Genomic DNA, 12,662 nt, shown 5'->3' with positions numbered 1-12,662 from the left:
GCCGTTCCATGCGCGCAAGGGGGACGCGCATGGACGGTTCGCCGCGCATCGTGTATCTAGATTCGCAGATTGGGGAGCAGTGCATGCAGAACGCGAACGACATCACCATCCGCCTGCTGATCGTCGATGACAGCGGCGAGAATGCCGAAGCCATCGTCAGCACCCTGCGCAACAGCGGCATCGCGGTACGCCCGTGGCGCCCACAGGATGCAACCGAGCTGGCCCAGGTGCTGACCAGCCAGGCCATCGACCTGGTGCTGGCCTCGCCGTCGCAGGGCATTCCGCTGCAGCTGGCAGCCCAGCACATCGCTGCCAGCGGCAAGGACATCCCGCTGGTGCTGCTGGCCGAGCGCATCGACGAGGACGAACTCGTGCAGGCCAGCAGCCATGGCATCCGTGCCCTCGCCCTGCGCCAGCGCCCCGAGCACCTGCTCGCCGTGGTCCGCGACCAGTGGGTCGACCTGCAGGCACGCCGCGGCCTGCGCCGCATCGAGGCGCAGATGCGCGAGACCGAGCGCCGCTGCGACGCGCTGATCGCCTCCTCGCGCGACCCCATCGCCTACGTGCATGAAGGCATGCACATCCGCGCCAACGACGCCTACCTGGAGATGTTCGGCTACGAGCATTTCGACGACATCGAAGGCATTTCGCTGCTGGACATGGTCGCCGCCCAGCACGTGGAGGGCTTCAAGCAGCTGCTGAAGGGCCTCAGCCGTGGCGAGGCGCCGCCGCCCCAGTACCAGCTCGACGCGCGCCACCAGGACGGCAGTGCGTTCCCGGCGACGATGGAATTTGCGGCGGCCACCTACGAGGGCGAGTCCTGCCTGCAGGTGGTGCTCCGCCGCCGCATGGAGTTCGACCCCGAACTGGCACGCGAGGTCGAGGACCTGCGCCAGCGCGACCAGGTCACCGGCCTGCTCAATCGCCCGACCTTCATGCTGCAGCTGGAAAGCGCGGTGGCCCAGGCCGGGCGCAGCGAGGGCCAGTTCGGCCTGCTGCTGATCGAGCCGGACCACTACGCGCGCCTGCTGCCGGATATCGGCCTGGCCTCGGCCGACACCCTGATCGGCGCCCTCGCCGCCCTGCTGGCCGAAGTGGTTGGCGAGGACGCGCAACTGGCCCGTTTCGGCGAGCACAATTTCGCCGTGCTGCAGGCCGGGCCCTACGCACAGACCGTGGCGCTGGCCGAGCGCATCCGAGAAGCCTACGCCGCACACGTCTTCAGCATCGGCGCACGCTCGGCCACGGTGACGGTCAGCATCGGTGGCGTGCAGGTCGGTGAGAAGATCGCCAGCATCGGCCAGGTGCTGGCGCGCGCCAGCGAATGCACCCAGGCTGCAGCCGAGCTGGGTAACACCTGCCGCATCTTCGACCCGGCTGCTGCCGACCGTGTCGAGGAAGAGCGTGTGCAGCGCTGGGTGGCGCGCATCCGCGAGGCGCTGGCCGGCGACGGTTTCCAGCTTCACTACCAGCCGGTGCTGAACCTGCAGGGCGAACCACTGGAGCTGTACGAAGCCTATCTGCGCCTGGAAAACAATGGCGAGCTGCTGAGCCCGACCGCGTTCCTGGGCATCGCCGAGGAACACGGCCTGCTGGCCGACATCAACCGCTGGGTGGTCTCGCAGGCGATCGCGGTGCTGGGTGAACGCGCACGTGCGGGTCATGCCACCCAGGTGCTGGTGAAGGTCACGCCGGAATCGTTCGATGACCCACAGATGATCGCCACCCTGCGCCGCGAGCTGCAGGCACAGGGCGTGCCCGGCGAACGGCTGTGGCTGCATGCACCGGAAGCGAAGGTGTTCACCCACCTGCGCAGTGCACAGCAGTTCCTTGCCGAAGTGGCGCCACTGGGCTGCCGCATCGGCCTGGAGCAGTTCGGTTCCGGGCTGGACTCGTTCCAGCTGCTGGCCCACTTCCAGCCGCAGTTCCTCAAGCTGGACCGGGGCTTCACCAGCGACTTGGCCGCCACCCGCGAGAACATCGACCGCATCAGCCAGATCACCGCGCGTGCTCAGGAAGCGGGCATCTGCACCATTGCCGAATTCGTCAGCGATGCCAACTCGATGACGCTGCTGTTCAGTGCCGGCGTGGATTACGTGCAGGGCGATTTCGTCGGCCCGGCGCTGCCGGAGATGGGCTTCGAATTCGGGTGATGCCTCTCTGTAGCCGAGCCATGCTCGGCTGCGGGACTCAAGCGAAGAGCAGCCGAGCATGGCTCGGCTCTACACAAACCAGAAGGCCGGCTTTCGCCGGCCTTCTGCTTGATCAGGTCATGTCGACGAGATTTTCGATCTTCACGTCCGGATTGACGTCGGCCTCGTAGTCGACGCCCTCCACGCCAAAACCGAACAGGCGCAGGAAGTCGGCCTTGTAGCCGGCCAGGTCGCTGATTTCGTACAGGTTCTCGTTGGTCACCTGCGGCCACAGCGCGACCACCTTGCCCTGCACGTCTGCGGCCATTTCCTTGTAGTCCGCACGCAGGCGGCCTTCCTCATCGACCAGCGCGACGGTGTGGCCGCCGCCATCGACCAGGTCATGGCGCAGGCGATCAACCGCCGTGCCATCAGCCTTGCCGCCGTAAAGGATGTCGTACAGCACGTCGAGCTGCTCGATGCAGCCTTCGTGAGTGCCCTTTTCCTTCATCACCTTGAACAGCAGCGACAGGTACAGCGGCATGGTCGGAATGGCCGAGCTGGCCTGGGTCACCACGGCCTTCAGCACCGACACGCGCGCGTCGCCGCCGATTTTCGCCAGCTTTTCGCGCAGGCCCAGCACCTTGGTGTCCAGGTCCTTCTTGGCCGCGCCGATCGAGCCATTCCAGTAGATCGCCTGGGTGATCTCTTCGCCCACGTAGGTGAAGGCCGTGGTGGTACAACCATTGGCCAGCACGCCGGCATCGGCCAGTGCATCGATCCACATCTGCCAGTCCTCGCCGCCCATCACCGCGACGGTGCCGGCGATTTCTTCCGGGGTGGCCGGCTGCAGGGTGGTTTCGGTGATCACTTCCTTGTCGGTATCCAGCCCGCGCAGGGTGATCGGCTCGCCGATCGGCTTCAGCGTGGAGCTGATGATCTCGCCGGTCTTCGGGTGCTTGCGGCGCGGCGCGGCCAGGCTGTAGACAACCTGGTCGACCTGGCCCAGATCGGCCTTGATCATTTCGATGGTCTTCGCCTTCACTTCATCGGAGAAGGCATCGCCATTGATGCTCTTGGCATACAGGCCGGCTTCGTCGGCGTACTTGTGGAACGCGGCCGAGTTGTACCAGCCCGCGGTACCCGGCTTGGTTTCACTGCCCGGTCGTTCGAAGAAGATACCGAGGGTGGCAGCGCCACTGCCGAAGGCAGCGGTGATGCGTGCGGCCAGGCCGTAGCCGGTGGAGGCGCCGATCACCAGCACACGCTTGGGACCGTTCTGGATCGGCGGGCGCGCACGGATGTAGTCGATCTGCTGCTTGACCGCGGCCTCGCAGCCGGTCGGGTGGGTGGTGACGCAGATGAAGCCGCGGACGCGCGGTTTGATGACCATGGATACCTCGGGTTGGCAGATGCGGCGCACGGGGCGCTCAGCAGGAGTACGGGCGCGCACGCGCGCGAACCGCAGGATCGTAGTGCGCGGGGGAAGATTGCACAACCGACGCTGGCGTAGGGTGGTGTTTCTTTTGCAGGGTTGCACCCTGCACCCGCAGAGGCCTGAGCAACGGCCAGGGCCAGAGCAACGTCAAAAGCTGGGTTCCTGGGGGTGGGCGGGGTGGGTCCGGTTGAGGGGGACGCTGCAAGTCCCCCTCCGGGGCCCGGCCCAGCCGCTGGCGGCTGTGCGTTCGGGCGCTTGCGAAGCAGTGCTTCGCAACCAAAGCGCCCTCACCCATGTAAGCTCGGTCGCCGCTTGCTCGTGTGCGCTGTCCTGCGCACACGGCAAGACCGGGGTTGGGCGTCCTGCCCAACCCGCCCGAGGCATGCCTCGGGCCCATGCGGCTCACGCCCCCTCAACCGGACCCGCCCCGCCTTCGACAGACTTCCGCGATCTGTTGGAACGGCGTGCGGCCCTGGTAGGTGTCGACCTTGGTCGACACGGTTGAATTCATTCGATATCTGACAGATGTGTCGGCCAAGGTCGACACCTACCAACAGCCGCCGGAATCTGTCAGAGGTGGGGCGGTGTCGGAGTGCGGGGTGTCAGCCGCATGGATGCGGCTGCCAAGCCTACACGGACGTACTTGCGGCGTCCCTGCACTCCGACACCGCCCCGCCCACCCACGGAATACACGCTGTTGCTGTTGCCGGCCAGCGGCCGGCACTACCGCGGGTGCAGGGCTGCAAGCCCTGCAAACAAAAACCCCGCTTGCGCGGGGTTCTCTGTGTGTTGCGTGCAGCGCGAACGCTTACGGGCGACGGGCCAGGGCCTCGACGTCCTTCGCCTTCGGCAGCAGGTCCTGCTTGCTCACGCGCAGCACACCAATCGTCAGCATCGGCACCGCCACCAGGATCGAGGACAGCACCACGATCACCGCGCCGATCATGTGCGTCTCGGCCAGCCCTTCCATCGAGCTGCCACCGTACAGGTACAGGGCAAGCGCCGACAGGAAGAACATCACGGCAGTGATCACCGTACGCGACAGCGTCTGGTTGATCGAACGGTTCAGCACTTCCATCGAGTCCACGCGCAGGCTGCGGAAGTTCTCACGGACGCGGTCGAAGACCACGATGATGTCGTTGATCGCAAAGCCCATCACCGACAGCAGGCCGGCCAGCACGGTCAGGTCGAACTCACGGCCCAGCAGGGACACGTAAGCGACCGTCACGATCAGGTCGAACATCGCCACGATGCTCGCGGTGACCGCGAACTTCCACTCGAAGCGAACCGCGATGTAGATCAGGAAGCCGGCCAGCATGAAGATGGTGGCATACAGGCCATTCATCGCCAGGTCCTTGCCGATCTGCGGGCCCACGAACTCGTTGCGGAGCACGGTGGCCTGATTGTCGGCAGTGGACAACGCCTTCACCACGGCAGCGGCCGTGGCCTTGTCCTCGTGGGCGGCATCGCCGGTACCCGGAGCATGCTCGCCGTGCGGGGCCAGGCGGATCAGCAGGTCGGTGTTGCCGCCGACGCTCTGCACCTGGGCGCCTTCGAAGCCACTCTGCTCGAGCTTGGTGCGGACCTGCTCAACATCCACCGCCTTGTCGAAGCGGGCTTCGATCAGGGTGCCGCCGGTGAAGTCCAGTGCGTAGTTGAAGCCTTTGATGCCGATGATGGCGACCGAGGCCAGGAACACCACGATGGTGACTGCCATGGCGACATGGCGCCAGCGCATGAAGTCGATCTTGGTGTCGTTCGGGAGGATGTGCAGCGGAAACAGTTTCATTGTGCGTGTCGTCCCGTCAGATGGCCACGTTCTGGAGCTTCTTGCGGCGGCCGTAGATCAGCGTCGCCAGCGCACGCGACACGGTGATCGCGGTGAACATGGAGGCGAAAATACCGATGATCATGGTCAGCGCGAAGCCCTTCAGCGGACCGGTACCGAATGCAAACAGCGCCACACCGACGATCAGGCCGGTCAGGTTGGCGTCGAGGATGGTGCCCGAGGCACGCTCGTAACCGGTCACGATCGCCGTCTTGCCCGGCACGCCGGCTCGCAGCTCTTCACGGATACGCTCGTTGATCAGCACGTTGGCGTCCACCGACAGGCCGACCGACAACGCCAGGCCGGCAAAGCCCGGCAGGGTCATGGTGGCACCGAACAGCGACATCACCGCCACTACGATCAGCAGGTTGAACAGCATCGCTGCCGAGGTGATCACACCGAACATGCGGTAGTACACGCTGAAGAACACCAGGGTGAACAGGAACGCGAACACCACCGCGCGCATGCCGTTCTTGACGTTCTCGGCGCCGAGGCTCGGGCCGACCACGCGCTCCTCGACGAAGTCCATCGGCGCAGCCAGCGAACCCGACTTCAGCAGCTTGGCCAGGTCTTCGGCTTCCTTCTTCTGCAGGCCGGTGGTCTGGAAGTTCTTGCCGAACACGCCGTTGATGTTGGCCACCGAGATCACTTCCTCGTTGACCTTGAAGCCACGCACTTCCTGGCCGTCGACGACGGTTACGGTTGGCACGCGCTCGGTGTAGACCACCGCCATCGGCTTGTTCACGTTGGCGCTGGTGAAGTCGAACATGCGCTGGCCACCGACGTTGTTCAGCGTCACGCTGACGGCCGGCGAGCCGCTGTTCGAATCGGTCACCGCCTGCGCACCGACCATCTGGTCGCCGGTGACGATCACGCGCTTGTTCAGCAGGATCGGGCCGCGGCCGTCACGCTGCTGGTAGACCTTCGCTTCCGGCGGAATGCGGCCGGAGTTGATGGCGTCCTGCGCATTGCCTTCAACCACCGCACGGTACTCCAGGGTGGCGGTGGCACCGATCATGCGCTTGGCTTCGGCGGTGTCCTGCACGCCCGGCAGCTGCACGACCACACGGTCGGCACCCTGGCGCTGGATGATCGGCTCGGCCACGCCGAGCTGGTTCACGCGGTTGCGCAGGGTGTTGATGTTCTGCTCGATGGCGCCGTTGGCGATCTGCGTGATCTCGGTCTCCGGCACGGTGACCGTGATGCGGTTGCCGCTGACGTCATAGCCGAGGGTCGGCTGCGCCTTGACCAGCGCGGCGCGGGCGCGCTGCGCGGCGTCATCGCCGGCGGATGGGCTCAGGTTGGCCACGATGCTGTTATCGGCGCGGCGTTCCACCGACTGGTAGGCGATGCGCGCGTCACGCAGGGTGCTGCGCACGTCTTCGGTATAGGCATCCAGGCGCTTGTCGAGGGCAGCCTTCTGGTCGACCTGCAGCACGAAATGCACGCCGCCCTGCAGGTCCAGGCCCAGCACCATCGGGCGACCGCCGAGGTTGGCCAGCCAGTCGGGCACGGTCGAAGCCAGGTTCAGCGCCACGGTGTACTTCTCGCCGACGGTGTCACGCAGGACGTCGCTGGCAGCGGACTGCGACTTCAGGTCCGACAGGCGGACGATCAGGCTTTCCCCTTCCTTTTCGGCACCGATGGTGGCGATGCCGGCCTTTTTCAGGTCGGCCAGCACACGGTCGCGCAGTGCATCGTCGATCTGCCCGCCACGGTTGGCGGTGATCTGGATGGCCGGGTCCTTCTGGTAGATGTTGGGCAGCGCATACAGCGCGCTGAGCGCCAGTACGATCAGGATGACGACGTACTTCCAGCGTGGAAATTCGAGCATTGCTTGGGTCCCGCGCGGCGCCATCCCCGGCGCCGCGGTTGTGCTTCGGAAAGGGAGTGGCTTACTTGGCCGAATCCAGGGTGCCGGTCGGCAGCACGCTGCCGACAGCGCCCTTCTGCACGCGGATGCGCACGTTGTCGGCCACTTCGACGGTGATGAAGTGGTCGCCAATGTCGGTGACCTTGCCGGCGATGCCGCCGTTGGTCAGCACTTCATCGCCGCGCTTGATCTTCTCCAGCATGGCCTTGTGCTCCTTCTGCCGCTTCATCTGCGGGCGGATCATCAGGAAGTACATGATGGCGATCAGGATGATCGGGAACAGCAGCGTGGTCAGGCCCATGCCCTGCGGTTGGCCGCCGGCGGCCTGGGCGTGGGCGGCGGGAATCAGGAAAGCAAGCAGGTTCATCGTTGGTCCTTTGGTTGGGCGGCGCTCCCGTCCCTTGAGGGGGCGGGGGTGTCGACCGCGGATCTGGGTCAGCCTTGAAGTATGCCACGGCCCCGGGCGTTCGTCCTTGGGCCGTTCGGCAGGGGGGGGCGTCGGGGTTACAGCGGCGGGGCCACCGCTCCGCGTGCCGCGTAGAAGGACTCGCGGAAGGCCAGGAAGGTTCCCGCCTCGATCGCGGCACGGATGTCGGCCATGAGCTTTTCGTAATAGAACAGGTTGTGCAGGGTGCCCAGCATCGGCGCCAGCATCTCGTTGCAGCGGTCCAGGTGGCGCAGGTAGGACCGGGTGTAACCGCCGGTGCAGGCCACGCAGCCGCAGCCCGGCTCGATCGGGTCCATGTCCCGCGCGTACTGGGAATTGCGGATGCGAACGGTGCCGAACGAGGTGAAATAGTGGCCGTTGCGCGCATTACGGGTCGGCATCACGCAGTCGAACATGTCCACGCCGCGCGCCACGCCCTCGACCAGGTCCTCCGGCCGGCCCACGCCCATCAGGTAACGCGGCCGGTCGCCCGGCAGCTCCGGATCCAGGTGGTCGAGCATGGCATTGCGCTCGTGCTCCGGCTCGCCCACGGCCAGGCCGCCGATGGCGTAGCCGTCGAAGCCGATCGCCTGCAGGGCGTCGGCCGAGCGGCTGCGCAGGTCGGTGTGCACGCCCCCCTGGACGATGCCGAACAAGGCCGCGTCGTTGCCCAGCTCGTCATGCGCGTTGCGGCTGCGCTGGGCCCAGCGCAGGCTCAGCTCCATGGAACGGCGGGCAACGTCTTCGGTGGCGGGGTACGGGGTGCACTCGTCAAAGATCATCACGATGTCCGAATCGAGCACCTTCTGGATCTTCATGCTCTCCTCGGGACCGAGGAACACGCGGGCGCCGTCGGTGGGCGAGGCAAAGGTCACGCCCTGCTCGGTGATCTTGCGTCGATGGGCCAGCGAGAACACCTGGAAACCACCGGAGTCGGTCAGGATCGGGCCATCCCAGCGGCAGAAGCCGTGCAGCCCGCCGTGGTCGGCGATGATGTCCAGGCCCGGGCGCAGGTACAGGTGGAAGGTGTTGCCGAGGATGATCTCGGCGCCCAGCGCCCGCACCTGGTCCGGCAGGATGCCCTTGACCGAGCCATAGGTCCCCACCGGCATGAAGGCCGGCGTTTCCACCGTGCCACGCGGGAAGGTCAGGCGGCCACGGCGGGCACGGCCGTCGCGGGTCTGGAGCTGGAACTGCAGTCGGGACATGGAGCGGTCATTCGGGCAAATAGTTGTCTATTGTCTCCCAAGAAGGCGTACGCACCAAGGTGCGCACCCACGCACCCATAAGTACCCCGGCTTCCCAGGCGCTCTGCCCTTCCAAGGTGCCCTGCCTGCTCAGCCCGCCTGCGGGAACAGCAGCATCGCGTCGCCGTAGCTGAAGAAGCGGTAGCGCTGCTCGATCGCGTGCTGGTAGGCCTCGAACACGCGGTCCTTGCCTGCAAACGCCGAGATCATCATCAGCAGCGTGCTTTCGGGCAGGTGGAAATTGGTCACCATCGCGTCGACGCTGCGTATGCGGTAGCCCGGGGTGATGAAGATCTGGGTCTCGCCGGCGAACGGCAGCAGTTCGCCATCGCGCATCGCGCTTTCCAGCGCGCGCACCACGGTGGTGCCGACGCCGATCACCCGGCCGCCGGCGGCGCGCGTGCGCCGCACCTGCTGCACCAGTTCGGCGCCGACGTTCAGCCACTCGCGGTGCATCACGTGGTCCTTCAGGTCATCGGCGCGTACCGGCTGGAAGGTGCCCGCGCCCACGTGCAGGGTGACGTGGCCGAACTCCACGCCCTTGTCCTTCAGCGCCGCCAGCAGTGGCTCGTCGAAATGCAGGCCGGCGGTCGGCGCCGCCACCGCGCCCACTTCGCGCGCGAACACGGTCTGGTAGCGCTCGCGGTCGTCCACGCCCGGTTCGCGCTGGATGTAGGGCGGCAACGGCAGGCGGCCGGCATGCAGCAGCCACTGCTCCAGCGACTCCGGCACATGGAACTGCAGCACGTAGAACTCGCCATCGCGGCCCAGCACCTCGGCTTCGCCACCGGCATCCAGCGCGATGCGGCTGCCGGCCTTCGGCGACTTGCTGGCGCCGACCTGCGCACGCGCCTGCTGAGCGCCGAGCAGGCGCTCGATCAGGATCTCCACGCGGCCGCCGCTGGCCTTCTGCCCGAACAGGCGCGCCGGAATCACGCGGGTGTCGTTGAACACCAGCAGGTCGCCCGGCTGCAGCAGCGACGGCAGGTCGCGCACCTGCAGGTCGGTGAAGGCACCGGGCGCCGGCGGTACCACCAGCAGGCGGCTGGCGGAACGTTCGGCCAGGGGAGCCTGCGCGATCAGTTCAGCCGGCAGGTCGTAATGGAAATCGGACTTCTTCAAGGCGGTGGGCGGCAACAGGTCGACAATGGCGCGCATTGTACGTCCAGCGTCTGCGAGCCGGCGCACTTCGCGGCGAACGTCGCGCAAAATGCTGCTATGCAGCAGGTTTCTGCGGGGTTATCGCGCAAAAAAACAAGTGCTAGCATCGAACCGGAAGTCCGCTGCACGAGCCTGCCCCAAGCGCGCGTGATGACGCGCGTTTTGCTTTTGATGGCCCGTGCGACCCATTGTTTCAGGAGATCTGCAATGAGCTTCATCGAACGCCTCGCCCCCCTGCGCAACCAGCCCGGCACCCGCCTCACCACCGGCCTGGACGATGCCACCCTGACCGCCCTGTCCGCCAACCACCCGCAGCTGATCGCCGCAGTGGACGCCGCCGCCGAGGAATTCGCGCGCGTGCAGGCCGACCTGGGGCCGCTGCTGGCGCAGGACGAACAGGCACAGATCGACGCGATGCAGGACGGATTCGTCAATTTCTATGCCGATGACGCGGTGACCCCCTACGTGGCGCTGGCCGCGCGCGGCCCATGGGTGGTCACCCTGAAGGGCGCCGTGCTGTACGACGCCGGCGGCTACGGCATGCTCGGCTTCGGGCACACCCCGGACGCCGTGCTGGAAGCCATGGCGCGCCCACAGGTGATGGCCAACATCATGACCCCCAGCCTGTCGCAGCAGCGCTTCATCACCGCCCTGCGCGCCGAGATCGGCCACCGCCGTGGCGGCTGCCCGTTCGCCCGTTTCATGTGCCTGAATTCCGGCTCCGAAGCCGTCGGCCTGGCCGCGCGCATCGCCGACGTCAACGCCAAGCTGCAGACCGATCCGGGTGCACGTCACGCCGGCGCTGCGATCAAGCGCGTGGTGGTCAAGGGCAGCTTCCATGGCCGTACCGACCGCCCTGCCCTCTATTCGGATTCCAGCCGCAAGAGCTACATGCAGCACCTGGCCAGCTACCGGGGCGAGGACTCGGTGATCACCGTGGCGCCGTACGATGAGGCCGGCCTGCGCAAGGTGTTCGAGGATGCCGCGCGCAACCAGTGGTTCATCGAAGCGGTGTTCCTCGAACCGGTGATGGGCGAAGGTGACCCGGGCCGTTCGGTGCCGCCGTCGTTCTATGCCGTTGCCCGTGAGCTGACGCGTGCACACGGCAGCCTGCTGCTGCTGGACTCGATCCAGGCCGGCCTGCGTGCGCATGGCGTGCTGTCGGTGGTCGACTACCCGGGCTTCGAAGGGCTTGACCCGCCGGACATGGAGACCTACTCCAAGGCGCTCAACGCCGCGCAGTACCCGCTGTCGGTGCTGGCGGTGACCGAGCACGCCGCGCAGCTGTACCGCAAGGGCATCTACGGCAACACCATGACCAGCAATCCGCGTGCGCTGGACGTGGCCTGCGCCACCCTGGCCCAGCTGACCCCACAGGTACGCGCCAACATCGCCGAACGTGGTGCCGAGGCCGTGCGCAAGCTGGAACAGCTGAAGAACGAGCTGGGCGGGCTGATCACCAAGGTGCAGGGCACCGGGCTGCTGTTCTCCTGCGAGCTGGCCCCGCAGTTCAAGTGCTACGGCGCCAACTCCACCGAGGAATGGCTGCGCCAGCACGGCATCAACGTGATCCATGGCGGCGAAAACTCGCTGCGCTTCACCCCGCACTTCGGCATGGACAGCGAGGAGCTGGACCTGCTGGTGGGCATGGTCGGCCGCGCCCTGCGTGAAGGCCCGCGCCGCGAGCAGGCTGCGGCGGCGTAAGCCGCCGCTTGCGTAGAGCCAAAGGCAGCGGCAGGAGCCGCTGCCAACGTCGCTGGCGACGGCCCGAAGGGTGCCGGCCAGGACGACCGGCATAGCCCTTGCTCGGCTGGCCTTTGCCGCGATCTGAACGAAGAGCAGCCGAGCATGGCTACAGAAGGGCTCATAATCCAAGGGCACCCCGTCTCTGACCGCCTTGCGGTCGGTGACGGGGCGTTTTCGTTTCCGGTCAAGAGACAGAAGATCCATGAAATCGATCTGTGTGTACTGTGGTTCCAACGCTGGCAGCAAGCCGGCCTACACCGAACGCGCCATTGCCCTGGGTGATCGCATCGCCCGCGATGGCCTGCGCCTGGTGTATGGCGGCGGCAACGTTGGCCTGATGGGCACCGTGGCCAACGCCGTGCTCGCCGCTGGCGGCGAGGTGACCGGCGTGATCCCGCGCCAGCTGGCCGACTGGGAAGTGGCCCACCGCGGCCTGACCGAACTGGAGATCGTCGGCTCGATGCATGAGCGCAAGTCGCGCATGTTCGACCTCGCCGATGGCTTCGTTGCCCTGCCCGGTGGCTTCGGCACCATGGAAGAGATCTTCGAGATGCTGACCTGGCGCCAGCTGGGCATCGGCAACAAGCCGTGCGCGTTCCTCGATGTGGAAGGTTTCTACGCGCCGCTGATCGGCATGATCGACCGCATGGTGGAAGAGCGTTTCCTGCATCCGGACCAGCGCCAGGACCTCTGGTACGGCTCGGACATCGAGGAAATGCTGGTGTGGATGCAGAACTACCAGCCGGCGCAGGCCTCGAAGTGGATCGACGAGAAACGTCGCTCGGCTCTGCGCTGAAGTGAACCGTCGCG

General features: G+C 66.4%; 9 protein-coding genes. 3 read left to right on the top strand and 6 right to left on the bottom strand.

Going from position 1 to position 12,662, the window contains the following annotated elements:
- The first annotated feature begins 83 nt into the window (after positions 1–83).
- Positions 84–2,153, top strand: a complete 2,070-nt coding sequence (locus tag ACSDHM_RS07085; RefSeq protein ID WP_072168347.1) for an EAL domain-containing response regulator — start codon at positions 84–86, stop codon at positions 2,151–2,153.
- A gap of 112 nt (positions 2,154–2,265) precedes the next feature.
- Here the strand turns inward: ACSDHM_RS07085 and fabV are convergent, their stop codons facing one another.
- The 6 genes from fabV to queA all read right to left on the bottom strand — a co-directional run bounded on the left by fabV (position 2,266) and on the right by queA (position 10,103).
- Positions 2,266–3,525: an enoyl-ACP reductase FabV gene (gene fabV / locus ACSDHM_RS07080; RefSeq protein ID WP_072168292.1), complete on the bottom strand. Its 1,260-nt coding sequence runs from the start codon at positions 3,523–3,525 to the stop codon at positions 2,266–2,268.
- 853 nt (positions 3,526–4,378) lie between these two features.
- Positions 4,379–5,359: a protein translocase subunit SecF gene (secF, locus tag ACSDHM_RS07075; protein ID WP_049413603.1), complete on the bottom strand. Its 981-nt coding sequence runs from the start codon at positions 5,357–5,359 to the stop codon at positions 4,379–4,381.
- Positions 5,360–5,375: 16 nt separating this feature from the next.
- Positions 5,376–7,232 carry a protein translocase subunit SecD gene (secD, locus tag ACSDHM_RS07070; RefSeq protein WP_072168294.1) on the bottom strand — a complete coding sequence of 619 codons (1,857 nt, stop codon included), beginning with the start codon at positions 7,230–7,232 and terminating at the stop codon, positions 5,376–5,378.
- Between the two features lie 61 nt (positions 7,233–7,293).
- A complete protein-coding gene (gene yajC, locus ACSDHM_RS07065) occupies positions 7,294–7,638 on the bottom strand; it encodes a preprotein translocase subunit YajC (RefSeq protein WP_005416201.1) in 345 nt (114 codons plus the stop codon).
- A gap of 137 nt (positions 7,639–7,775) precedes the next feature.
- Entirely contained in the window at positions 7,776–8,906 is a 1,131-nt protein-coding gene (tgt, locus tag ACSDHM_RS07060) for a tRNA guanosine(34) transglycosylase Tgt (protein ID WP_014646826.1), read from the bottom strand.
- Between the two features lie 129 nt (positions 8,907–9,035).
- The gene (gene queA, locus ACSDHM_RS07055; protein WP_252744699.1) at positions 9,036–10,103 is read right to left on the bottom strand and encodes a tRNA preQ1(34) S-adenosylmethionine ribosyltransferase-isomerase QueA; all 1,068 of its coding nucleotides are present in this window, start codon (positions 10,101–10,103) and stop codon (positions 9,036–9,038) included.
- A gap of 210 nt (positions 10,104–10,313) precedes the next feature.
- Here queA and ACSDHM_RS07050 point away from each other — a divergent pair, with 210 nt between their 5' ends.
- A complete protein-coding gene (locus tag ACSDHM_RS07050) occupies positions 10,314–11,810 on the top strand; it encodes an aminotransferase class III-fold pyridoxal phosphate-dependent enzyme (RefSeq protein ID WP_072168296.1) in 1,497 nt (498 codons plus the stop codon).
- Between the two features lie 244 nt (positions 11,811–12,054).
- The gene (locus tag ACSDHM_RS07045) at positions 12,055–12,648 is read left to right on the top strand and encodes a TIGR00730 family Rossman fold protein (RefSeq protein WP_005416197.1); all 594 of its coding nucleotides are present in this window, start codon (positions 12,055–12,057) and stop codon (positions 12,646–12,648) included.
- Positions 12,649–12,662 lie beyond the last annotated feature (14 nt).

This window comes from Stenotrophomonas sp. T8, from assembly GCF_051853085.1.
GTDB lineage: Bacteria > Pseudomonadota > Gammaproteobacteria > Xanthomonadales > Xanthomonadaceae > Stenotrophomonas > Stenotrophomonas sepilia.
The sequence above is the reverse complement of the archived record's forward strand: the minus strand, read 5'-3'. Positions and strand labels throughout refer to the sequence as shown.